Source organism: Methanosphaera sp. ISO3-F5, from assembly GCF_034480035.2.
GTDB lineage: Archaea > Methanobacteriota > Methanobacteria > Methanobacteriales > Methanobacteriaceae > Methanosphaera.
On record NZ_CP118753.2, the window covers coordinates 1,465,567 to 1,485,550 of the forward strand.

Annotated in this window: 34 protein-coding genes; 2 read left to right on the forward strand and 32 right to left on the reverse strand. The window is 33.4% G+C overall.

The window, feature by feature from the left end; translation table 11 throughout:
• Positions 1-170: 170 nt before the first annotated feature.
• The 32 genes from PXD04_RS17910 to PXD04_RS18065 form a co-directional block, all read right to left on the reverse strand.
• A complete protein-coding gene (locus tag PXD04_RS17910; RefSeq protein WP_323736180.1) occupies positions 171-734 on the reverse strand; it encodes a flavodoxin family protein in 564 nt (187 codons plus the stop codon).
• Between the two features lie 128 nt (positions 735-862).
• Positions 863-1,084 carry a 50S ribosomal protein L14e gene (locus tag PXD04_RS17915; RefSeq protein ID WP_292475113.1) on the reverse strand — a complete coding sequence of 74 codons (222 nt, stop codon included), beginning with the start codon at positions 1,082-1,084 and terminating at the stop codon, positions 863-865.
• 19 nt (positions 1,085-1,103) lie between these two features.
• Positions 1,104-1,616 carry a (d)CMP kinase gene (gene cmk / locus PXD04_RS17920; protein WP_323736181.1) on the reverse strand — a complete coding sequence of 171 codons (513 nt, stop codon included), beginning with the start codon at positions 1,614-1,616 and terminating at the stop codon, positions 1,104-1,106.
• A complete protein-coding gene (locus tag PXD04_RS17925) occupies positions 1,613-1,882 on the reverse strand; it encodes a 50S ribosomal protein L34e (RefSeq protein ID WP_323736182.1) in 270 nt (89 codons plus the stop codon). The genes cmk and PXD04_RS17925 overlap by 4 nt, the downstream gene beginning before the upstream one ends.
• Positions 1,883-1,998: 116 nt before the next feature.
• Positions 1,999-2,535 (reverse strand): EMC3/TMCO1 family protein, encoded by a 537-nt coding sequence (locus tag PXD04_RS17930; RefSeq protein ID WP_323736183.1) that lies wholly within the window; start codon positions 2,533-2,535, stop codon positions 1,999-2,001.
• An 11-nt stretch (positions 2,536-2,546) separates the two neighbouring features.
• On the reverse strand, positions 2,547-3,104 hold the full coding sequence (locus PXD04_RS17935; protein WP_323736184.1) for an adenylate kinase: 558 nt from the start codon (positions 3,102-3,104) through the stop codon (positions 2,547-2,549).
• Positions 3,105-3,186: 82 nt separating this feature from the next.
• On the reverse strand, positions 3,187-4,536 hold the full coding sequence (gene secY, locus PXD04_RS17940; RefSeq protein WP_323736185.1) for a preprotein translocase subunit SecY: 1,350 nt from the start codon (positions 4,534-4,536) through the stop codon (positions 3,187-3,189).
• A gap of 57 nt (positions 4,537-4,593) precedes the next feature.
• On the reverse strand, positions 4,594-5,031 hold the full coding sequence (locus PXD04_RS17945; protein ID WP_323736186.1) for an uL15 family ribosomal protein: 438 nt from the start codon (positions 5,029-5,031) through the stop codon (positions 4,594-4,596).
• A gap of 17 nt (positions 5,032-5,048) precedes the next feature.
• Positions 5,049-5,507, reverse strand: a complete 459-nt coding sequence (gene rpmD, locus PXD04_RS17950) for a 50S ribosomal protein L30 (protein ID WP_323736187.1) — start codon at positions 5,505-5,507, stop codon at positions 5,049-5,051.
• A gap of 14 nt (positions 5,508-5,521) precedes the next feature.
• Entirely contained in the window at positions 5,522-6,205 is a 684-nt protein-coding gene (locus tag PXD04_RS17955; RefSeq protein ID WP_323736188.1) for a 30S ribosomal protein S5, read from the reverse strand.
• Positions 6,202-6,783, reverse strand: coding sequence for a 50S ribosomal protein L18 (locus PXD04_RS17960; RefSeq protein ID WP_323736189.1), 582 nt, complete (start codon positions 6,781-6,783; stop codon positions 6,202-6,204). Before PXD04_RS17960 ends, PXD04_RS17955 begins: the two co-directional genes overlap by 4 nt.
• A gap of 3 nt (positions 6,784-6,786) precedes the next feature.
• Positions 6,787-7,245, reverse strand: a complete 459-nt coding sequence (locus PXD04_RS17965) for a 50S ribosomal protein L19e (protein ID WP_323736190.1) — start codon at positions 7,243-7,245, stop codon at positions 6,787-6,789.
• Between the two features lie 81 nt (positions 7,246-7,326).
• Positions 7,327-7,656, reverse strand: coding sequence for a 50S ribosomal protein L32e (locus PXD04_RS17970; RefSeq protein ID WP_323736191.1), 330 nt, complete (start codon positions 7,654-7,656; stop codon positions 7,327-7,329).
• A gap of 22 nt (positions 7,657-7,678) precedes the next feature.
• Complete coding sequence (locus PXD04_RS17975; protein WP_323736192.1) at positions 7,679-8,236, reverse strand: 50S ribosomal protein L6; 558 nt, start codon at positions 8,234-8,236, stop codon at positions 7,679-7,681.
• A gap of 8 nt (positions 8,237-8,244) precedes the next feature.
• A complete protein-coding gene (locus PXD04_RS17980; protein WP_323736193.1) occupies positions 8,245-8,637 on the reverse strand; it encodes a 30S ribosomal protein S8 in 393 nt (130 codons plus the stop codon).
• A 17-nt stretch (positions 8,638-8,654) separates the two neighbouring features.
• Positions 8,655-8,807, reverse strand: coding sequence for a 30S ribosomal protein S14 (locus PXD04_RS17985; protein WP_292473183.1), 153 nt, complete (start codon positions 8,805-8,807; stop codon positions 8,655-8,657).
• A gap of 3 nt (positions 8,808-8,810) precedes the next feature.
• Complete coding sequence (locus PXD04_RS17990; protein ID WP_323736194.1) at positions 8,811-9,317, reverse strand: 50S ribosomal protein L5; 507 nt, start codon at positions 9,315-9,317, stop codon at positions 8,811-8,813.
• A gap of 1 nt (position 9,318) precedes the next feature.
• Positions 9,319-10,047 carry a 30S ribosomal protein S4e gene (locus PXD04_RS17995; protein WP_323736195.1) on the reverse strand — a complete coding sequence of 243 codons (729 nt, stop codon included), beginning with the start codon at positions 10,045-10,047 and terminating at the stop codon, positions 9,319-9,321.
• A gap of 2 nt (positions 10,048-10,049) precedes the next feature.
• Positions 10,050-10,403: a 50S ribosomal protein L24 gene (gene rplX, locus PXD04_RS18000; RefSeq protein WP_323736196.1), complete on the reverse strand. Its 354-nt coding sequence runs from the start codon at positions 10,401-10,403 to the stop codon at positions 10,050-10,052.
• Between the two features lie 12 nt (positions 10,404-10,415).
• On the reverse strand, positions 10,416-10,814 hold the full coding sequence (gene rpl14p / locus PXD04_RS18005; protein WP_323736197.1) for a 50S ribosomal protein L14: 399 nt from the start codon (positions 10,812-10,814) through the stop codon (positions 10,416-10,418).
• A gap of 5 nt (positions 10,815-10,819) precedes the next feature.
• Positions 10,820-11,140: a 30S ribosomal protein S17 gene (locus PXD04_RS18010; protein WP_323736198.1), complete on the reverse strand. Its 321-nt coding sequence runs from the start codon at positions 11,138-11,140 to the stop codon at positions 10,820-10,822.
• A gap of 4 nt (positions 11,141-11,144) precedes the next feature.
• On the reverse strand, positions 11,145-11,426 hold the full coding sequence (rnp1, locus tag PXD04_RS18015; RefSeq protein WP_323736199.1) for a ribonuclease P protein component 1: 282 nt from the start codon (positions 11,424-11,426) through the stop codon (positions 11,145-11,147).
• Between the two features lie 84 nt (positions 11,427-11,510).
• Positions 11,511-11,816 (reverse strand): stress response translation initiation inhibitor YciH, encoded by a 306-nt coding sequence (gene yciH, locus PXD04_RS18020; RefSeq protein WP_292473169.1) that lies wholly within the window; start codon positions 11,814-11,816, stop codon positions 11,511-11,513.
• 8 nt (positions 11,817-11,824) lie between these two features.
• Positions 11,825-12,031, reverse strand: coding sequence for a 50S ribosomal protein L29 (rpmC, locus tag PXD04_RS18025; RefSeq protein WP_323736200.1), 207 nt, complete (start codon positions 12,029-12,031; stop codon positions 11,825-11,827).
• 13 nt (positions 12,032-12,044) lie between these two features.
• A complete protein-coding gene (locus PXD04_RS18030; RefSeq protein WP_323736201.1) occupies positions 12,045-12,800 on the reverse strand; it encodes a 30S ribosomal protein S3 in 756 nt (251 codons plus the stop codon).
• Positions 12,801-12,806: 6 nt separating this feature from the next.
• Positions 12,807-13,271, reverse strand: a complete 465-nt coding sequence (locus PXD04_RS18035) for a 50S ribosomal protein L22 (RefSeq protein WP_292473162.1) — start codon at positions 13,269-13,271, stop codon at positions 12,807-12,809.
• A 15-nt stretch (positions 13,272-13,286) separates the two neighbouring features.
• Positions 13,287-13,694, reverse strand: a complete 408-nt coding sequence (gene rpsS, locus PXD04_RS18040) for a 30S ribosomal protein S19 (protein WP_323736202.1) — start codon at positions 13,692-13,694, stop codon at positions 13,287-13,289.
• Between the two features lie 14 nt (positions 13,695-13,708).
• Positions 13,709-14,434 (reverse strand): 50S ribosomal protein L2, encoded by a 726-nt coding sequence (locus PXD04_RS18045; RefSeq protein ID WP_323736203.1) that lies wholly within the window; start codon positions 14,432-14,434, stop codon positions 13,709-13,711.
• 26 nt (positions 14,435-14,460) lie between these two features.
• Positions 14,461-14,721 carry a 50S ribosomal protein L23 gene (locus tag PXD04_RS18050; protein WP_323736204.1) on the reverse strand — a complete coding sequence of 87 codons (261 nt, stop codon included), beginning with the start codon at positions 14,719-14,721 and terminating at the stop codon, positions 14,461-14,463.
• A 5-nt stretch (positions 14,722-14,726) separates the two neighbouring features.
• Positions 14,727-15,506 (reverse strand): 50S ribosomal protein L4, encoded by a 780-nt coding sequence (rpl4p, locus tag PXD04_RS18055; protein ID WP_323736205.1) that lies wholly within the window; start codon positions 15,504-15,506, stop codon positions 14,727-14,729.
• An 18-nt stretch (positions 15,507-15,524) separates the two neighbouring features.
• Complete coding sequence (gene rpl3p / locus PXD04_RS18060; protein WP_323736206.1) at positions 15,525-16,538, reverse strand: 50S ribosomal protein L3; 1,014 nt, start codon at positions 16,536-16,538, stop codon at positions 15,525-15,527.
• 83 nt (positions 16,539-16,621) lie between these two features.
• Positions 16,622-17,464, reverse strand: coding sequence for a putative RNA uridine N3 methyltransferase (locus tag PXD04_RS18065; protein WP_409988253.1), 843 nt, complete (start codon positions 17,462-17,464; stop codon positions 16,622-16,624).
• Positions 17,465-17,581: 117 nt separating this feature from the next.
• On the opposite strand from PXD04_RS18065, the gene PXD04_RS18070 reads away from it, so the two are divergent.
• Both PXD04_RS18070 and PXD04_RS18075 read left to right on the forward strand, forming a co-directional pair.
• Positions 17,582-18,679 carry a site-specific integrase gene (locus PXD04_RS18070; RefSeq protein WP_323736208.1) on the forward strand — a complete coding sequence of 366 codons (1,098 nt, stop codon included), beginning with the start codon at positions 17,582-17,584 and terminating at the stop codon, positions 18,677-18,679.
• Between the two features lie 183 nt (positions 18,680-18,862).
• Complete coding sequence (locus PXD04_RS18075; RefSeq protein ID WP_323736209.1) at positions 18,863-19,390, forward strand: hypothetical protein; 528 nt, start codon at positions 18,863-18,865, stop codon at positions 19,388-19,390.
• The last annotated feature ends 594 nt before the right edge of the window (positions 19,391-19,984 follow it).

Sequence of the window (19,984 nt, forward strand, 5' to 3'; positions counted from 1 at the left end):
TCCCCCTCTTTTTACTATTTTTTTAAAAAAATAAATAATACATGTACATTACTTGATTACAATATTAAGTTAAAAACAATATATAACATTTAAATAAAAACGGTACTGGAATAAAATTATAATTAATAAAAAAAGTATTAAAAATATAAAAGGTAAATGTAAGTAAAATATTATCTTACAATTTTGTTACCAACCATTATAGCCTTATTAAGTTGATCCTCTTTAGAAGAAATACTATTCTCCCTAGCATTACCAATCAACAATTCAACATCCTCAACAACAAAACCCATACCACGAATAACATCAACACTAGTTTCAAGATTATGCTTAATATACTCATACATAGGAGGATCCACAGCAGCCTGACTAGCAATCACAGAAAACTTCTTACTACTGACACCATAAAAGTCAACACCATTCATAACAGCATACAACCTATCAATAAAAATCTTAGCAAGACTAGAAACATTACCCATGTAAATAGGAGTACCAAGAATTATACCATAAGCATCCTTAATAGCACTATAAATCTGCTGCAAATCATCATCCTGACAACAAGTACCATTATTACTAGCACAATAATCATCAGCCTGACAAGTCCTGATATTCATAGAATTCAAATCAAACAATTCAGTATCAGCACCCTTCTGAGCAGCCGTACTAAGAGCTTTTTCCAAAGCAATCCTAGAATTACTACCCTCACGGGGACTAGTATTTATACCAATAATCTTCATTAAATCACCATAAAAAAATAATTCTATAATAATATAATATGTAATTTAACGTTAAAAAAAGATTCTCAAAAAAAAATAATATTAAAGGGTGGTTAAAAAATAAGTAAGTGATAAAAAAGCTTTAAACCTTATAAGTTTGCTAAAGCTTCTTTAACTGCTTCAATATCATCAGATACTTCTACAGTTTCATCCACTGGTTCTAAGTGTTTAATGTTACATCTTTTGTTTTTAACTTCGTTTCCAACGATTTCAACAAAGTTTTCATCAATAACATCTACGATAACACATTTTTTCCCAGATTCTCTTCCTGCGATTTTAACACATACTCTTCCTTTTTCTATTGCTGGCATTTATTTCACCTATTTATTTTTATTCAATACATTTAGTTATAATATTTAACGTTGCCTGTTCATCAAAAGTACCAGTATTAATTACAATATCATAAATACCTAAATTATCAATATTTATGTCATGAATTTCCTGATACCTTTTCTTTTCACTAGCAGTACGTTCTTTAATTTCTTTTATAACCGTATCAAGGCTTTTGTCTTCTCTGTAACTAATGCGTTCTGCTCTAATGTTATCCGGAGCCATAAGCCAAATACGATAATCAGCATTAACAAAAAATGCTGAAATTCGACCTTCGACAATTAAATTATCAGCTTCATTAGCTATCTTTGCTTGTCGCTTATCGAGCTCAATATCAATTTCATCATTACCCTCAGCAAACTCGTTGAACTCTAACACAGACATGTTATGTTCTTTAGCTAACTGTCTAAAAACATCACCTGCAGAAATGTAGGGGATATTTAAATACTCCGATAAATGTTTGGCTGCAGTTGACGTTCCAGTACCTGCGAGTCCACCGATAGTAATAATCATAATGATCTTGCCTCTTCTTTTAATAATTGTTTAGTACAGTTTGTACAGTACATTCCACCGTAAGGTCTGTTTGGTCTTCTTTGATTTTTAGATAATTTTCTAATTTCATATGGTCTTCCACGTGGAACTGCATCTAATACTTTTCCACATTTAGCACATACGTGTTTAGAAGGTTTCTTTTTGTTGTAGTGTACAACTCTTCTTCCACCAGGAACTCTTTTTTCTCTTTTCTTGAATGTTCCTGTTCTAAATCTAGGTGCAGACATTGCTTTTCCTCCTATCAATTAATTATAATTATTAAATGTATTTTCCCTTATACCTTAATAATTTATTCTCTAATTTTATGTTTATAACTGATAACTATAAAATTGTTATCATAGAATTACATAGTTTTTAATCCAAGAATTCTTCTGAATACAAAACTCATAGCAAATGATGAGAGAATGTACCAACCGAAGAAGTTAATGGTTAATGGATTAGACTGTGTCCAGAATATATTCCATATTGGCATTAACAGCATATAAAACTGTGATGATGCGATATTAATAACAACATTACTTAAAACATGGTTACTTACCATACCATAATAAATTATCATTATTGGAATAATTGTAATGAATGATGGTTTCATTTGCATAACCATTAAGTCTTTCTGTTTAGGCATTAAATCCATCTGTTTTTTCTGCACTTTAGCTAATGCTTTTGGATCTCCGGATTGTTGAGCAGCCCTCATCTCCTTCTGTAATTCTTTTGTTTCGGCTTGAAGTTCCTCCATCTTATCATAGTCAATTAAGAACTTCTGCAATACTACAATAATAAATGCAATAATTGTTGCAATTAAGAATATTGTAAATATCGGATTTGATGGATTTGGATCCAAGCTTATTAATGGATTTAAAAGAAAATCTAAATAACTCATAATCTAGTCCTCTAAGACAAAATATCCACTATTTCAGATACTGCTTTTTCTAATCCATTATCATTATTTTGAACCATAGCTACTGTTGCACCAGTCTGAACTGCATAACTCATTGCTGTAGCTCTTGACATTCTCTGATGTAAATCTATTTCATCAGTATATTCAATGTCACGTACACGAGTGTCATCGTTCATTCTTCTGTACATAATTTCACTAGGTTTTGCTTCGATTAAAATAAACTGTGTTGGTTTTAGTTCATCTAATACCCATATTGGTAATCCTGGTAAAAAACCTTTTGGGGTTTTAATAGTACAGTGTGTATCGATGATAACATCATCATTTTGTGCTAATAAATGAATTTGTTCAGCAGCTTTTTTTTGCACTTCTTTTTGAATTTCAGGATCTAATTTTCTCATATCGTCACGAGATTCAACTAATCCTTTTTCTTGTGCAATTTCAAACATTATGTTACCATAATTAATATTGACATAGTCAATTTCTTCTAATACTTTGTTAAGTACTGTTGTACTACCAGTTCCAGGTATACCTGCAAGTACTACTATGTTCATTATAATCACTTCAATATTTATTATTTTTATTGTTTATTAAAAAATTATAAAGTAAAAATATTATAATTTTTACCCATAATTATTATTCGTCACCTAAGAATCTTCTTAACATAGGGTTTACATCCATAAGTTGTTCTTTAGCGATTTCTTCATATAATCTGTAAACAACACCTACTGTAAGTAATACCCCTGTACCTCCTCCGAGTGCCCCTGTAAGGTCTGCTGCAAATGCAAGTAAACCTACGAATGCACCACCGAGGACGGTAATTGTTGGGATGTACTTATTCATTATTCTTTGGAATTGAACTTTACTACTTCTGAATCCAGGTACTTGAACACCCATATTAGAAAGTTGTTGAGCAACTTGTTTTGGTCCAATACCACTTATTTCCACCCATAGTAAAGCAAATCCAATGGATAATGCTATAAACACTATTGCATATATAAGAACTTTCAATGGATCCGTGAATAATACAGATACACTTGAAGGTGTACTTAAGTAATATGCAATACCACTAATTGCTTGACCTTGTGATACTTCTCCTAAGATTGGGAATCCTGCTGATTGGAACAAACCTGCAAATAATTGTACATTTAAGAACAATGCACTTACTAATATAACAGGCATGTTACTAGCGTAAACAAATCTTAAAGGATATTTTGATCTAGCTCCTTTAACTCCACCATATGATAATGGAATTTCTACTCTCATACTTTCAGCATATACTACAACAAGGAATACTATAATTGTAGATAATACTGGAATCAATAAACTGAAATTAGGTTGTCCAGTCATTAATGAATATATAAATGCAGGTATTCTTCCTGCAGGAGCTGAAGTTGCTGCAGTCGGTAGGAAATTAAATGTACCAACAATAATTGTTTGAGCTACACCTGCGGCAATGAATAATCCAATACCACTACCGAATCCCCATTTACTTACAACTTCATCCATATAAATTATTAATATACCACCAAGAAGCATTTGTAATATAAGTATTAACGTATAGTCTCCACTGATTGGAGGTAAAGAACCTGTAAGTACAAGTACTGCTGCCTCAAATAAAGTGAAAAGCATAGCTAATAGTTTCTGAGTTCCTTGGAATGCAGCTTTATCTTCGGCTGATGATAAATCCAAATTAATCAATTTACCACCAACTAATAATTGCATTACAATTGATGCAGTAACTATTGGACCAATACCTAAAGTAAGGATAGTACCAAAGCTACCTGCCATTACTGATCTTAACTGAGCGAATTGGTCTACAGCCGTCGGACTTAAACCAAATAATGATACTTCTGCTAATATGAAGTATAATACTAATATTATTCCTGTCCATTTAATTTTCTCTTTAAACCCAAGCCTTTTATCTGGATTAGCAACTTGAGGTAAAAGGGAATAAAATGGTTTTAGAAAATCTAGTGATGACATATTTACTCCCATGGAAAGATATAATTCTTCAAATTATACCCACTAATATAATTGTTTTTATATAATTTCAGCTATTCCGCCTACTTCTTCGATTTTTTCAATAGCACCTTTAGAGAATTTAGGTGATTTGATTGTCAATGAAGTGGATAATGAACCTTTTGCTAAAACTTTGTTGTAACCTAGTTCAGTTACATCTAACACAATTTGTCCATCTTCTTCTACTGCAATTTTATCTGCTAGATATTTTTCAAGATTGTTATCAATATCTAGAAGATTGATAGGTTTAAATTGTTGAATAGTTTTTGTAGGACGTGTGAAACCATATTTACCGAAGTGTTTAGGATCGTTAATAACCATCCAAGTTTTGTGGTGTTTGTTTAAACCTGCGTTTCCACGACCTCCACGGTGTCCTGCACCTCGACGTTTTTTAGTACATCCTCCACCAACAGATCTTGAACCTCGTAGTTTTCTGATTTTTTTAGTTTTTCTTATCATTCATGACACCTACAAATTTAAATCATTTTTTCAAGTAATTCATTAATATTCTCAGATCTGTAACCAAGTGATCCTCCTTCTGTGAAAGGTTGTCTTGTTCCTTCGTAACCTTTTCTTGGAGGGTTTAAACGGAATAATGGTTTTAATCCATTTTCTTTAAGGGTGGTTTCACCATTGAATATTGCTACAGCTAAAGCTTCTACTGAATCATATTCAGTGTTTTCTTTAACATATTCATCTGTTACTCTTCTGTTACCGGAAAGTCTTCCTCTTTCAGAAACTAAAGTTTTAAATGTTTCTTCAGATACTTCTCCCCAGGTAATGTAATCTTTTGCTTTTTGTAACATTCCTTTGTAACTTGGTGTTTCTGGAATTACAACTGCATGACTTATTCTTGTAAGATTAAGCATATCAAGTGTATCTGCGATGTTTTTTCTAATTCCAGTTCTTCCACGAATTCTTATAACTGCATACATAATAAAAACCTCACTTAATCAATTACTCCAAGAGCTTTAAGTTCTTGTTCACTTGATTTTACACTAGATAATGCTTTAAGAGCATCAAATACTGCTCCTGCAAAGTTAATTGTAGTTTGTGTTTGACCACTGGTCATACTCCATACATCAGCAATACCTGCTAATGAAAGGATGGTTTTACCTACATTTCCTATTGCAAGGTTTACTCCTGCTGGTGCTGGTATAAGTGTTACTTTTACACTGCTTCTTTTACCTTCAACTTTGTAAGGTACTGTGTGTCTTCTACCGCAACCGCAACCCCAGTCACCGCATCCTCTTCGTACTTTAATTAGGTTGTATTTTGCATCATCAACAGCTTTTCTGATAGCAGGACCTACTTCTTGGGATTTACCTTGACCTAATCCTACGTATCCATCTTTGTTTCCAACTGCTACGATTACTCTAAAGTTAACTTTTCTACCAGATTTGTGCATTCTTTGAACAAGGTTAACATCCATAACTTCTTCTTCAAGATCTGGTAATAGTGCGTCAACAATTTCTAATTCCATTATAGGAAGACCTTTGTCTAATATTTCATCAATATCAGTTATTTCGCCTTCTTTAACTTTTCTACCAAGTTCTGTTTTTGGTTCCCATGCTTCAACATTGAACTTGTTAGTAGAATTCTTGTTGTTTGATCTATTTGATCTTTTGCTCATTGTGTTGCCTCATCTATTTTATTTTTAACGCTTTCAAAATGATCTGGTATTTCTTCTGGAGATAATCCACATCTTATGTAATTTGCGAATTTTGCGTTTTTCTCATCTTCATCCATGTTTTCTGCATATTGTGCAATATGTTCTCCTCTGATTCTTGAGTCATCAGGTAAGATGGATTCATTGTGAGGTATGTATAATCCTGCATCTAAAGCTCCTTTTAGCACTGCATAAATTTTTGTACCTTTTATTGCTGGTTGTAATCCTATGTCTAAAATTGTTTCATCATAGTCTTCATTAAGTGCTCTTTTACCGAATAAGTATCCGGTTAGGTATGCTGCAGATGTATTTTTACCATTTCCTAACCATCCATAATCTTTTAGTTGTTTGGATGTTGCTGAAACTAATGTTTCATCCCCGTTTTCTCCAATTTTAACTAGTTGTGTTATGGTGTGGTTTGATGTGATTCTTACAACCATTCTGGTTTTGTCGAGGTCAACTAATTTATATCTTTTGTTATAATTAGTTTTTCCTTCTCTTCTTCTTTTGAATTGTACTTTATATGTTGCTCCACGTGCCATAATCTATTCCCCCGTTTCTTTTAGCATTCCGTGGTCTTTTGCATAAGTTTTCATGTATGATTTACTTCTAAATGCTCCACCTTTTGCCATATTGTATAATTTACGGTATGTAGTTCTGTCGATTTCATCGTTAGCACGCATGTCTTTAAGTACAACTCTTAAAGAACGAATAGTACTCATCCATGCTTCTTTCTTAGGAGTTCTTGCTTTTTTAGCCCCTTTGATACTACCATGGCCTCTTCTTCTACCTTTTTTCTTTTGTTCAGCATTCTTTTTTGCTCTGTAACTGCTTATTCCATTAACAGGTTTGGCTTTAATAACACCGTCATTAATCAAAGCTTTGATACTATTTCTAGTGATTGCCCTGGATACTTCTTCGAGGTGATCTGGATCAATCCATACTCTGTTAACTCCTACTTTAAGTATTTTTGCAGCTAATTTTTTCTGTGTGGTAAGATTCATGAAAATCCTCCTTAATATAATAAACTTCATTAAGATTTTTACATAATGTATTCAACCTTGAACCATTACTAAAAACAAATCTTAATTTAATAGTTTTACCCCGTTTTCTTTAGCGTATGCTTCAATTAACTGTCTTTTTCTATTTCCTACTGTAGCAGCTATTCTTGCTGCATCCGTTTCAGGATTTAAAGCTTTGATTTGTTCTACATTTTCGACTAATACATCTTTAAAACCTGAAGGGTGTAATCCTCTAGTAGCTTTTGGACATCTGTATCCAACTCTAGCCATTGCAGGTTTTCTTGCTTGGTATCGTCGTCTTTTACTTAGTTTACCTCTAGGTCTACGGTAACTGTCACCAAGTTTTTTGTATCTCCAATATTCTTGTCTTTTGAAAGTTGGTTTTTTAGTCATAATAACTTCCTCTTTAAAAATCTTATTCTAATTCTTCCTGTCTTTTATCTACTAAGTAAATTCCGTCTTGGAATATACGAGGATCCCGTCTTTTAATTTTGGTAGCTTGTTCAATGTTAGCCATTGTTTGACCAACGTGTTCTTTGTTAACACCAGTGATAGTTACATCGTCACCTTTAACTTGAACTTTTACATCATCACCAATAATTTTTGCTACACGTGGACTTCTTTCCCCTAGGAAGTTGTCAATTGTAACTTTTTTACCTTGAACTTTCACAGTCATTGGAAAGTGAGCATAGACGATTTTCATTTTGTAAGTAAAACCATGTTTTACACCATAAATCATGTTTGAAATATGTGATTTAATAGTTCCTACCATAGCTTTATCTTTTTTGTTTGGGAATGCTACAAATATTGTAACATTTTCATCATCTTTTGTTACGGTAATATTGTTATGGTTGAAGTTTCTCTTAATTTCTCCGCCATTTCCTTTTACAGTAACATCATTGTTTGCTTCTACTGTTACTGTTACATCTTCAGGAATAGGGATTATCTCTGTTATATCTGCTAATTTAACCATTTTTTCACCTAATATACATAAACTAATAATCTTCCACCAATTCCAGCTTCTTTAGCTTCGTGGTGGGTCATTACACCTTGTGGTGTAGTTACGATAAGAATACCGAAGTTCTTTGCTGGTAAGTATCTTTTCTCAAATTCTTCGAATTCATCGTTTTTTACAGCGTGACGAGGTTTGATAACACCACATTTGTTGATGTTACCTGCTAATTCAACATTGAATATTCCAGCTTTACCGTCATCTACTAATTCAAAATTTCCTATATAATTTTCCTTTTGCATTACGCTTAATACATGTCCAATGAGTTTGGATGCAGGTTTGATAGTTGCACTATCATTACCTTGTAACTCGTTGTTTCTGATGTTTGTTAAAGCATCTGCAAGAGGGTCCATAAGAGACATTCTATAAACACTCCTGTTTAGTTATATTTTTTAAATCCGATTTTTGGAGCTATTTCTCTGAAGCATTGACGACAAAGGTTTAAACCATATCTTCTTACTATTGCTGAGTGATCTCCGCATCGACTACATTTTCTTGCTGCTTTCCCGTATTTTCTTGGCACAATAATCACCTTCTATTCTATAGTAACTTGGAATTTTTCTTTCATTAATTCCATTGATTCTTCTTTTGTAACTCTTTGTGCTTTTGGTATTTTTTTAGGTCTGATTCTTCTTTCTTTAATTCTGTGACCAGGTTTTTGGAAAGTTACTGAAACATCCATACCAAAAATTCCAATATCAGGATCATATCTTACACCAGGAATATCAATGTGTTCTCTGATACCGAAGGATACGTTACCTTCTTTATCAAATTGAGAAGCTTTGATTCTGTTTTCTAATCCAGCTAATACCATAGATATGATTTTTTCAGCTTTTTCTCCTCTTAAAGTAACTTTACATGCAATTGGTTGTTTTTTACGAATACCAAATTCAGGGTTTGTTACTTTTGAGTATGTTCTTACAGGTGTTTGATCTACAAGAGTTTCAATTAATTTTTCTGCTCTTGTTAATTTTTCCCCACCTTCACCAACACCAATGTTGATGGTTGCTTTTGCTATGTAAGGTTTTTCCATCACATTCATATTAGTCATCTCCTAATAATGATATGACAGGTTTATCTGTACCTACAACAAATACATATTTTGCTAAGGTTAAGAATGAACCTTCTTCTGTTGCAATTAATACTGTGTTTGATTTTGAAGATTTTGTGATGTTAATTTCTTCGATTTTACCGATTTCACCAGTGTGTTTACCACCAGTAATTAATGCTAATGAACCTACTTCAAATTTTATTGAATCTGAAATATTTTGTTCTGGTACATTTAATAATAATACATCACTTGTTTTGTAATCATCTTCTTCGATGATAACGTTTCTACCATCATGTAAGTTTAATTGAGTTTTTCCACCTTTGATTGTGGTTTTGTTTTCAATGCTTACTAATTTGAATGATGCATCTTTTTCTTCAATTTCGTTTAGTACTAATCTTCCTTTATAGTCAGGTATTAAACGGTAGTATTTGTTTAGTTTAGGAATGGAAATAACATCCATGAAACCTACAGGGAATCTGTGGTCTTTTCTTGCTGTTCCATCTACTAATACATCACCATTGTTTAAGATAATTTTTGCTTCACGTGCATTTTCTGCTACGTTTAAGATATCTCTTAATACCATTACTAAAGGTAATGATTTATCTAAAGCATGTGGCCCTGCACTTGTTTTTGTTGTCCATTTTTCTTCTTTTTTGTGTATAGGCCAGGTTTTTGGTGCTTTAAATCTTTTTAAGTGTTTTCTTGATCCCATATTTGCCATGATTATACCTTCCTATTTAATGCACTGTTTCTTCTTTCATCATCTAAATAAATATCTGTAATTACTAAGTTTGATGGGTGAATTGGTTGGTATAATTTTGTACCGTCTTGTTTTTGGCTTGAAGCACCGTCAACAAGTACACGGTAATTTTTAAGATCTACACCTTCAACTATTCCTTCAGTTCCTTTAAAGTCACCACGTACGATTTCAACTTCATCTCCTTTTCTTACAGGGAATGATCTTCTGTTGAATTCTTTTCTTAAATCATCAGATAAGTGTACGCTCATTGAGTTGTGACGTTTATGTAGTGGAGCTGTATATAACGCTTTACGTTGTTTTCTTGGTTGTTTTGACATACTTTTTCACCCTTATACGATTATACTTGCAGCACTACCTATTGCAGGCCAAAGATCTGCAGCTTCTTTTGCTATTGGTCCTCTGATTTCTGAACCTTTGAGTACACCATCTTCTGTTATGATTACAGCTGCGTTGTCTTCAAATTTAACTCTGAGACCATCTGCACGTCTGTATTCTTTTTTCTGGCGAACTACAACTGCTGTTGTAACTTCTCTTCTCATGTCAGCTGTTCCTTTTTTAACGGAAATTACTACCATGTCACCTACACCTGCAGATGCAAGTCTTCTTCTAACACCTTTAAATCCTTTTACAGAAATTATTTCTACTTCTCTTGCTCCAGTATTGTCTACACATTTAAGTCTAGCACCAATAGGAAGTGATTTGGAGACTTTTGATGTAATTGCTTTCATTTTATCTATTCTCCTTCTTTAACTTCTACTAGCACGAAATGTTTAGTTTTACTAAGTTGTCTGCATTCTGCTATTTTTACAGAATCTCCAACTTTTACATCAATACAATCTGGTTTGTGTGCTTGTATTTTTGAATTTCTTTTTTCGTATCTTTCGTATTTTTTAATAAACTTATAGAAACTTCTTTCTACAGTTATTGTACGATCTGCCTTATCACTTGTAACTGTTCCTTCTATAACTTGACCTCTTACAGAGAGTTCACCGTGAAATGGACAGTTAGGATCGTGACATTCGTTTTCTGGTTCTTTAACATTAATGCCTACCATTGTTTCACCTAATTTTTTTAAATTTCTTTTTTATCCGGTCTTCAGGGCGGGCTAAAATAACTTTCCCATCAATTGAAACTTTATCACCATTTGGTAATGTAAACAATAATGTTACATTCTCTTTTGGGATAATTTTCTCATCTTCCCCCGTATCTATTTTAATAGTATTACGAGTTTCATCAATAATTATTCCATGTATTCCAATTAATCCTTCATGATTACTGTCAATTACTTCAACAGTTAATCCAATAAATTCATGTCGAAATACGTTTTGTGGAGTTATCATAATAAAACTTCACATAAATGAATTTTTATTCCCTGTTCAATATTGTAATAATATTGAATTATCATCTGAATCTTCTAGATTAATCTATTTAATTTCTATAGTATCTGAGGAAAAACCCATACCTGCTAATACTTCTTTAACTTTACGTTTATGGTCTCCTTGTAATTCAATTTGACCTTTTTTAGCAGTTCCACCACAAGCACATTTTGACTTAAGAGTCTTAGTTAATTCACGTATATCTATATCGTGTTCATCGATACCTTCAACAATAGTCATGAGTTTACCAAATCGACGACGTACTGTATATACTTTAACTTTTTGTACTTCACGTGCTATTTCTTCACATACACATAGATCTTCTGGAAGACCGCATATTTCACAGATTTTCATCTCTATTCTTATTCTCCCTGTTGTTTATTTTCATTCATTATAGTAAGAACACGGGCAATAGTTCTTCTAGTTTCTCTAATTTTACCAGGGTTATCTACTCCAGATACTGCACCTTTACCAACTAATGTATCATATTCAGCATGAAGTTCATTAAGTTTAGTTTGAAGGTCAGATGGACTTAGTTCCCTAATTTCTTTACTTCTTAAAATAACCATAAGTGACTCCCCATTATTCTTCTAAAGTTTCAATGTCTTCTTCTTCGGTAATTTCTTCAACTTCAGCTTCTGCTGAAAGTTCTTCTAATATGTCTTCACCAGTAATTTCTTCTTGAATTTCACTTTCTTGAACTGCTTCAGTTGCTACTGGAGCTTCTTCAACAATGTCAGATTCTTCAGGTTCACTGATTTCAACATAGTCTGGTAAAATTACTTCAGGTGGCATGATTCTTACATAAATTCCGAGTACACCAGGTTTTAGAGTTACTGTAGCAAATCCTTCTTTTACGTGTCTGATTGATGGTTCTCCACATTTTTTAATGTATCCATCATTGAATTTTGCACAAGCAGATCTTGAACCTCTGATTTTACCAGAAATTGTAATTTCTACCCCTTGAGCACCTGCATTCATGATTCTTCTAATGTTTGCGTATGCTACTCTTCTGAATTGCATTCCTCTTTGTAACATTGAAGCACATTTATGAGCCATGATTCTTGGGTTTAATTCAGGTACTTTTACTTCTTTAACTTCAACTTGAGGGTTTTCAAGATCGAAATTGTTTTGAAGAGTTTTGGTAATTGATCTTACGGTTTTTCCACCTCTACCAATAACCATACCTGGTTTTTCAGCGTAGACAATAACCATTGTTCCTACAGGTGTTACTTGAATATCCATTCCACCGTATCCTGCTCTTTCGAGTTTAGTTTCAAGATATTCATCTATTCGAGTTCTTTTTAATCCTTCTTTAACGAAATCTTTTTCAATCATTTGTACTTAGGCCTCCCCCAATACGATTTGAATATGTGTTGTAGGTGTATTTGAAGGGCTAGCTCTACCAAATGCTCTTGGAGTCCAACCTCTTATGATAACCCCTCTGTTTGCTGATGCATGAACTAATTTAAGGTTTTCTACATCTAATTCTTCGTTTTCTGCATTTGCTTCAGCATTTTCGAGTACTTTTAAAATTGCTGCTGCTGCTTTAACTGGGTATCTACCAGATGGCCAACCTTTTAAATCACTTCTGTGACCAACTTTTTTGTTGTGTCTTTTGAAAGGTACTACTGTTTTTTTCTCAATAACATCTTCTAAAAATGCTTTAGCATCTTCTAAGTACATGTTACGTATAGTTCTACAAATTTCCACTGAATGTTTTGGAGAAATTTTTAAACTGTGACCTGATGCTTTTGCTATTTTTTCATCTGGTTTAGCTTGATATGAGTAAGTATTTTTCTTTGCCATATATATTTCTCCTATCTATTTAAGTGGTACGAACATTGATGATCTTGTAGCACCCATACCAGGGTCTCCGTGTTGTACTCTGCTACGTGTTTGTGCAAATTCACCGAAGTAGCATCCAATCATTTCTGGTTTGATTGTTACTTCAACAAATTCTTTACCATTATAGATACCAAATGTGTATCCTACCATGTTAGGAAGTACAATTAAGTCACGACAATGTGTTTTGATAACTTCTGGTCTTCCATTATTATTTTCTATATCAACTTTTTCCATCTTAGCAAGAACTTTTTCTTGTCTTGGTAAGAATCCTCTTTTAAGAGATCTTCTTTGTCTTGAAGGTAATAATTCTATTACTTCTTCTAAGGACATTGCTTGAAGTTCTTCAAGAGTATATCCTCTAAATTTAAATACTTTACGAGCCAATTAAGTGCCTCCTTCTATCGTCTTTTACCTGTACGTTTAGCTGCTATGGAACCAACTTTTCTACCTGCAGGTGCATGTCTTGAGATAGTAGTAGGTCTTCCTGGGTGTTGTCTGTTACCTCCACCGTGTGGGTGGTCTACTGCGTTCATTGCAACCCCTCTAACAGTCATCATTTTCTTACCTTTTGCTTTAAGTGCATGATATCTGTTACCAGCTTTAAGGAATGGTTTATCTTTTCTTCCTCCACCTGCAACTACACCAATAGTTGCTCTACTTCTTGGGTTAAATGCTTTTAATTCACCGGATGGTAATTCAATCATTGATTTACCTACATCGTGTGTGATTAAAGATGCATATGTTCCAGAAGATCTGACGAATTTTCCACCGTCTCCAGGGTTTTTCTCAATGTTAAATACTGGAGTACCTTCAGGAATTTCACTTAATGGTAATGTGTTTCCTGGTTCAATTGAAGCAGAAATTCCACATTCAATTTCATCATCTATTGCAATACTTTCTGGTGCTAGAACTAATTTTTCTTCACCATTGTCAAATTTTACTATTGCAACAGGTGCTGAACGTCCTGGATCATGTATAATATCAGTTACTAATCCTTTAAGACTTCCTTCTTTTTCTAGTGCATCATATGAACGGTATGATACTTTTCCTCTGAATCTGTGTGATGAACTACGGTATGTTGGAGTTCCTTTACCTCTTCTTTGAATAATTAATCGATGTCCCATAATCAATCCTCCTAATTATATACTATCTAGAAGACACCTAATCTTACTGCAATATCTTCTGCAGCATCGGATTCTCCTAATTCTATTGTAGCAACTTTTTCTCCTCTAGGAGTAATATGAGTATTTACTGCAACAACTTGTGCATCGTATAACTCTTGGAAAGCATCTTTAATTACTCTTTTATTAGCAGATCTGCGAACCACAAATGTAATTTTGTTTTCATCATATATTTGATTCATAGTTTTTTCTGATAATTGTGGTTTTATTATTACTGAATATGGATCCATAATAACTAACTCCTATTTTGTTGGAATAAATCTCCAAGTTTTTCGATTGCAGATTTTGTGTAAATAGTTAATCTTCCAGCGTGTGTACCAGGTGCAAGTAATTCAGCGTTTACGTTGTTTACTTCAACAACATCTACACCAGCATGGTTTCTTGCTCCTAAACTAATTCCACGGTCACTGCCAACAACTACTAAAGGTCCTTTAGGGGTTCTGTATTTTCTTCCTCTAAGTTTTCCTTTACCAGATTTGATTTTTCTTCCTTTTTTAGCTCTTACAATATCATCCATGATACCTAAATCTTTGAAGATTTCACGAGTTTCTTTGGTTGTTTTGATTGTTTCTAATTCATCATCTACAACAAAAGGAATTTGATCTAATTCAGATATTTGATGTCCTCTTTCAGATACTAAGTCTTTGTTAGCTGTTGCTGCTATTGCAGATCTTATTGCTAATATTCTTTCTTTTCTGTTGATTTTTTCGTGATAAATTGTGTTAACTCGTGGAGGGTGAGCTTTTCTACCACCAATTGCTTGAGGTACGAATGCTGCTTTAGATGATCCACTCATACGAGGTACCATTGCTGCTCCTCTACCTGAACCAAATGATTTAGCTGTTGTTCTTTTACCAGCCATTGGGTTTGCTCCCCATGGTTGAATTCTTGCTGTTTGAATTGAGATTACAGCTCTTTTAATTACATCTGGTCTGTATGCTTCTTCAAATATTTCTGGGAGCTCAATTTCCTCGGTGATGTCGCCTTTTAATGAATAAACGTTTACTTTTGCCATACTAATCACTCTTTAAATTTATACTCCCTGTCTTGAAGTTGTGCTTATGTAAGATATTTCTGGAGCTGATACTTGTTTTGAAGCATTTCTTACTCCTTTTCTTAAAACAACTAATCTTTTGGAAGGTCCTGGTAATGATCCTTTTACAAGTATGTAATTGTTTTTAACTAATCCATATTTTACAAATCCACCATCTGGGTTTATTAAGTCAACCTCAGATTCATCGCCTATTTTTAGGAGTTTTTTGTTATATTCTGTTCTTTTATGGTATCCCATTTGACCTTGCATTGCAACGGTCCACATGGTTCTGTTTGGAGTCCATGGTCCGATAGAACCTACGTGTCTTTCAATACCACTACGTGCTGCTTTACCATATTGGATTCTTACACCGAATCTTTTTACTGGTCCTTGAACACCTTTTCCTTTGGTGGTTGCTATTGCATCAGTGTATTCACCTTCTTCGAATACATCTTTTGGTGTTACTTCTTGTCCTAATACACTTATAGCATATTCAAGTTTATCTTCTACAGATTTTCCACCTACTCCGAATTCAAGAACTTCTGGTTTTTTCTTAGGCACACTGGTAAGTTTTGGTTTTGTGTGAACTAGAACTCTTATTTCATCTATTTCATCGATTCTGTTTCTTAAATCTTCTAGTTTTGATTCAATATCTTCAAATTTAGGAACAGATATTTTTCTTGATAATTCGTCATCTAAATTATCGTTTGCGAGCACATCGGTTAATGTTTTTAATCCGTATGTAGTTTTTGTGTAAGCTCTAATTCCCAACACTACTAAAGGTGGTGCCTCTAATATTGTACAAGGAACTGATAGTTCCATGTTTTCTGTTGGAGAACCTTTCCTAGAGTCCAGAGCCGTCACGTGGGTCATGCCCACCTTGTATCCTGCGAATCCGAGCAGTCCAGTCTCTTCAGTTTCTGGCCAGGTACTTACACGAGGTGTTTCTCTAGCCACTCTTTTACGTGGACTGAATGCAACCGATCCTTTTCTTGGTTGGTGATGTCTAGTCATGTTTTCTTCTCCTTAAGTTTAAAATTATAATTTAATTGTTTTATGGTGTTATTTACAAGTTATTTTTAATAAGTAACAAAATACTAATGGTCTATCAAAATATTTAATATTGATAATGTACTAATTAACGCTTCTTCTGTCCTTACAGTTTCAGTACCCTGACTAGGAACTGTATTAATTTCAAAATCTATTTTGTTTTCACTTATTAAACCATTTATTCCTGAGTATGGACCTCCGAATAAAATGGCTACGTGATTAGCTTGTTGAATCTTTGTTTGAACCTCGTCAAGAATAGAATTAATGTTAGGAGCATATTTTGATGTTCCAATAACCAAATCAGGTCTTTGTTTCATCATGGTTATGCTGTCATAGAGGTTACGGTCACTAGTAATTGTCTTATATCCCCAATAAACACTCTCAGGTTCATCGGGTTCTATTAAAATTTCTTTGCCTAATTTTTCTATACGAAAACTTAGTACTTTGTTGACACTTAGTTTCTCCTTGCATAATGCAAGTCGATCCACACCTATATCAACCATTGTTCCTTTGCGAACTCGTTTTTTCGTGAGCCCTTGTCTGAAATCTCCTACTTCGAGTTCATCCGATAATGGATGATGTGGTGTTCTAAGTGGTGGAAGTATTCCTACATTCTTCAGCTCCGGTGTAATCGGAAACACTTGCTTTCGCAAGTATTGAGGTGTATCCATGTATTCTAGGATAGTTTTCATATAGAGAGCATCATCCCTACTACCTCCGTCTGAATTGTCATTGTAAATAACTATATTATTAGCCCTAAATAGAGCAGCATATCTTCCTATTAAACCAACTTTATATGTTCTTATTTTTGAATCTTTTGATTCGGCCAAATAACTATTCGGTACGAATATTGATAATTTTTCCATAATAGAAAATTTGTTCAAAAACATATTAAAGTTTATAGGAAGTATTTATCAGTTGGAATACTATATTATATATTACTTTATAACTATATATAAAGATTGCTTTTTTTACTTTTATATATCACTAGTAATATAGTATATACTATGATAACTAATAACAATCAAATACTAAAAGAAATGAGCCTACTCTACAACTGGAGCAAAGGCACACTAAAAACATACACAACAGCCCTAAACAACTACACACAATACCAAAACAGTACAATACAAGACCTAATCAATGAAGCAGAACATGACGAAGAAACTATACATAAACAAAGCAAAAGAAACCTAAAACAAAGACTAATACGATACAGACTACACCTACAAGAAGAACGACAATTCAGCCAAAACACTATAAAAATGTATCTTGCAATGATAAGCAAAGTATACAGGTATTGTGATATTGAAGTTCCACGATTGCCCCCTATACGTGTTGTGCAAACTGAAACATTTGAAGACATACCCACACGTGAGGAAATACAAAGAGTAATATTTCATAGCAGAACCAAGAATAAGGCATTAATCACTTTCATTGCCAGCACAGGACTAAGAAGGAGTGATGTTGCTAACCTAACCATAAATGATTACATTACTGCTACAAAGGATTATCACAATAACACGGGCAACCTCTTAGATATTATTAAGGAGTTACAAACACGGAAACTTGTAGTGCCCACATGGATAATCACAGACGAAAAAACAAGAATTAACCATATCACTTTCAGCAGTCATGAAAGTAGCATGTATATTAATCAGTTACTGATGGAACGATTAATGAAAGAAGAATTAACACCTGATAGCCTACTGTTTGGTGTTAAGGCAGACAGTATCAGTAAGAATTTCAGAAACCTAAACACTAAACTTGGACTTGGTTGGAAGGAACATCGCAGACATTTCCACCCACACGCTCTAAGGAAATTCTTTGCAACCACGCTCACAAGTAATGACATGGACTTCTTAAGTACTGAGTTTCTGCTTGGACATAGTTTATCACAGGTTCAAAGCAGTTATTACTTTGCTAATCCTGAAAAGTTACTGAATAAATATATGCGTGTGATGGATAAATTAACTTTTACCATGGAGGTTTCATATGTGGATGTGGATAGCAGGGAGAAACGGGAACTTGAGGAACTTCGACAATTTAAGAAGGAGAGCAATACTCGTATTCTGAAATTAGAAGAAATGTTGAATATGATTTAGTATAATATATAGTATTGTACTGAAAAATATGTTTACGTAAAGTACTACCTTTTAATATGATGTAATCGTATTATAATGGTGGTTGGTATAAAACTATTTTCAAGTATAATCACTACAAAACATTTTATTTTTATTATTTCTTAATTTTTTTTAAATTATCTCATTTTTTTTGGGAGTAGAACAATGGATATAAAACAAAAAATAACAGAAAACAAAAAAATAATCGGAGCATGCTGTGGACTAATCATACTCCTAAGCATAATAGGAGCATTAACCAGCCCCGACTCAAATAATACACAAATCAGCACCAACACTGATACAAACCTATTCAATAACAGTACCACGATAAAAACAAGTGAGTGGGATTACACTCCAGACGGTTTTAAGATGGTGGGAAAAGATATATACGGTTCCTGTAGGGGTACTACTAGTGATGGTGTAACTCATGATTACTTCTTTACTGGTGAGCAGATGGCAGCACTGGGTAATATCAGTGATTATTCGTTTAGTTTTAATAATTTGCATGTTATCGCTGATAATAGTAGTGGTCATTATATTGTTACTCATATCTTTTATCAGAATGGTACTGAGGTAGGTATGGATTGGAGTGAGTTTGACTTTATGGCTTATGCGAAGGTGGCTGGTGCAGGTAATCCTAATTGTGTTTCGGGTTTTGGTTATTCTACTAGTGAGTTGAATCGTGCCGATTAATTTTTTTTTATTTTATTCTTTTTTTTATTATTTTTTTTTGATTTTGTCAAATATTGATAAATGATTGTGTTGAGTTTTATTCTATTTTTTTTCACTTGCAGTTTATGTCGTTTATGCAGGGGGTCATGGTAACTACTGTGGGGGGTCATGACAAGTACTACGGGGGGAACTGGAAACAAATAGGTATCCCCATGACAAGTACTACATTCTCAAATGGTATTACATGAAAACACTTATATACAAAAAGCAAAATAAGAAATAAATGTACCAATGTGTACAAAAAATATACAAAAAAAACATGTTTTTGTAATGAACTAAGAGAACAGGGATAAAAAAAAAGGAGGGGCAAACCCAGAACAAAATATGATTTCCAGGTTCGCCCCTCACTATGATAACTAATCTAAAGTAAAAACACATTCCACATCTTGAATACTAAAAGATATTTCCCTAAACTCTTTTTTCATACAAAACATAATATTTGAAATAATGAATGTAGGTTCCTAGATCAACAACCAAATTCAAATATTTGTAAAAAAAAATAGTTAGAAGATAGAAATATGATATACGTGTTTTTACATGTATTATTTTTGTCTT

Excerpts from the sequence above, each read along its gene's own strand:
- PXD04_RS17910 (WP_323736180.1), bottom strand. The coding sequence starts at position 734 with ATGAAGATTATTGGTATAAATACTAGTCCCCGTGAGGGTAGTAATTCT.
- PXD04_RS17915 (WP_292475113.1), bottom strand. The coding sequence starts at position 1,084 with ATGCCAGCAATAGAAAAAGGAAGAGTATGTGTTAAAATCGCAGGAAGA.
- cmk (WP_323736181.1), bottom strand. The coding sequence starts at position 1,616 with ATGATTATTACTATCGGTGGACTCGCAGGTACTGGAACGTCAACTGCA.
- PXD04_RS17925 (WP_323736182.1), bottom strand. The coding sequence starts at position 1,882 with ATGTCTGCACCTAGATTTAGAACAGGAACATTCAAGAAAAGAGAAAAA.
- PXD04_RS17930 (WP_323736183.1), bottom strand. The coding sequence starts at position 2,535 with ATGAGTTATTTAGATTTTCTTTTAAATCCATTAATAAGCTTGGATCCA.
- PXD04_RS17935 (WP_323736184.1), bottom strand. The coding sequence starts at position 3,104 with ATGAACATAGTAGTACTTGCAGGTATACCTGGAACTGGTAGTACAACA.
- secY (WP_323736185.1), bottom strand. The coding sequence starts at position 4,536 with ATGTCATCACTAGATTTTCTAAAACCATTTTATTCCCTTTTACCTCAA.
- PXD04_RS17945 (WP_323736186.1), bottom strand. The coding sequence starts at position 5,031 with ATGATAAGAAAAACTAAAAAAATCAGAAAACTACGAGGTTCAAGATCT.
- rpmD (WP_323736187.1), bottom strand. The coding sequence starts at position 5,507 with ATGTATGCAGTTATAAGAATTCGTGGAAGAACTGGAATTAGAAAAAAC.
- PXD04_RS17955 (WP_323736188.1), bottom strand. The coding sequence starts at position 6,205 with ATGAGCAAAAGATCAAATAGATCAAACAACAAGAATTCTACTAACAAG.
- PXD04_RS17960 (WP_323736189.1), bottom strand. The coding sequence starts at position 6,783 with ATGGCACGTGGAGCAACATATAAAGTACAATTCAAAAGAAGAAGAGAA.
- PXD04_RS17965 (WP_323736190.1), bottom strand. The coding sequence starts at position 7,245 with ATGAATCTTACCACACAGAAAAAATTAGCTGCAAAAATACTTAAAGTA.
- PXD04_RS17970 (WP_323736191.1), bottom strand. The coding sequence starts at position 7,656 with ATGACTAAAAAACCAACTTTCAAAAGACAAGAATATTGGAGATACAAA.
- PXD04_RS17975 (WP_323736192.1), bottom strand. The coding sequence starts at position 8,236 with ATGGTTAAATTAGCAGATATAACAGAGATAATCCCTATTCCTGAAGAT.
- PXD04_RS17980 (WP_323736193.1), bottom strand. The coding sequence starts at position 8,637 with ATGTCTCTTATGGACCCTCTTGCAGATGCTTTAACAAACATCAGAAAC.
- PXD04_RS17990 (WP_323736194.1), bottom strand. The coding sequence starts at position 9,317 with ATGAATGTGATGGAAAAACCTTACATAGCAAAAGCAACCATCAACATT.
- PXD04_RS17995 (WP_323736195.1), bottom strand. The coding sequence starts at position 10,047 with ATGGCAAATATGGGATCAAGAAAACACTTAAAAAGATTTAAAGCACCA.
- rplX (WP_323736196.1), bottom strand. The coding sequence starts at position 10,403 with ATGTCAAAACAACCAAGAAAACAACGTAAAGCGTTATATACAGCTCCA.
- rpl14p (WP_323736197.1), bottom strand. The coding sequence starts at position 10,814 with ATGAAAGCAATTACATCAAAAGTCTCCAAATCACTTCCTATTGGTGCT.
- PXD04_RS18010 (WP_323736198.1), bottom strand. The coding sequence starts at position 11,140 with ATGGTAGGCATTAATGTTAAAGAACCAGAAAACGAATGTCACGATCCT.
- rnp1 (WP_323736199.1), bottom strand. The coding sequence starts at position 11,426 with ATGATAACTCCACAAAACGTATTTCGACATGAATTTATTGGATTAACT.
- yciH (WP_292473169.1), bottom strand. The coding sequence starts at position 11,816 with ATGAAAATCTGTGAAATATGCGGTCTTCCAGAAGATCTATGTGTATGT.
- rpmC (WP_323736200.1), bottom strand. The coding sequence starts at position 12,031 with ATGGTTATTTTAAGAAGTAAAGAAATTAGGGAACTAAGTCCATCTGAC.
- PXD04_RS18030 (WP_323736201.1), bottom strand. The coding sequence starts at position 12,800 with ATGATTGAAAAAGATTTCGTTAAAGAAGGATTAAAAAGAACTCGAATA.
- PXD04_RS18035 (WP_292473162.1), bottom strand. The coding sequence starts at position 13,271 with ATGGCAAAGAAAAATACTTACTCATATCAAGCTAAACCAGATGAAAAA.
- PXD04_RS18045 (WP_323736203.1), bottom strand. The coding sequence starts at position 14,434 with ATGGGACATCGATTAATTATTCAAAGAAGAGGTAAAGGAACTCCAACA.
- PXD04_RS18050 (WP_323736204.1), bottom strand. The coding sequence starts at position 14,721 with ATGGATCCATATTCAGTAATAATAAAACCACAATTATCAGAAAAAACT.
- rpl4p (WP_323736205.1), bottom strand. The coding sequence starts at position 15,506 with ATGGCAAAAGTAAACGTTTATTCATTAAAAGGCGACATCACCGAGGAA.
- rpl3p (WP_323736206.1), bottom strand. The coding sequence starts at position 16,538 with ATGACTAGACATCACCAACCAAGAAAAGGATCGGTTGCATTCAGTCCA.
- PXD04_RS18065 (WP_409988253.1), bottom strand. The coding sequence starts at position 17,464 with ATGTTTTTGAACAAATTTTCTATTATGGAAAAATTATCAATATTCGTA.
- PXD04_RS18070 (WP_323736208.1), top strand. The coding sequence starts at position 17,582 with ATGATAACTAATAACAATCAAATACTAAAAGAAATGAGCCTACTCTAC.
- PXD04_RS18075 (WP_323736209.1), top strand. The coding sequence starts at position 18,863 with ATGGATATAAAACAAAAAATAACAGAAAACAAAAAAATAATCGGAGCA.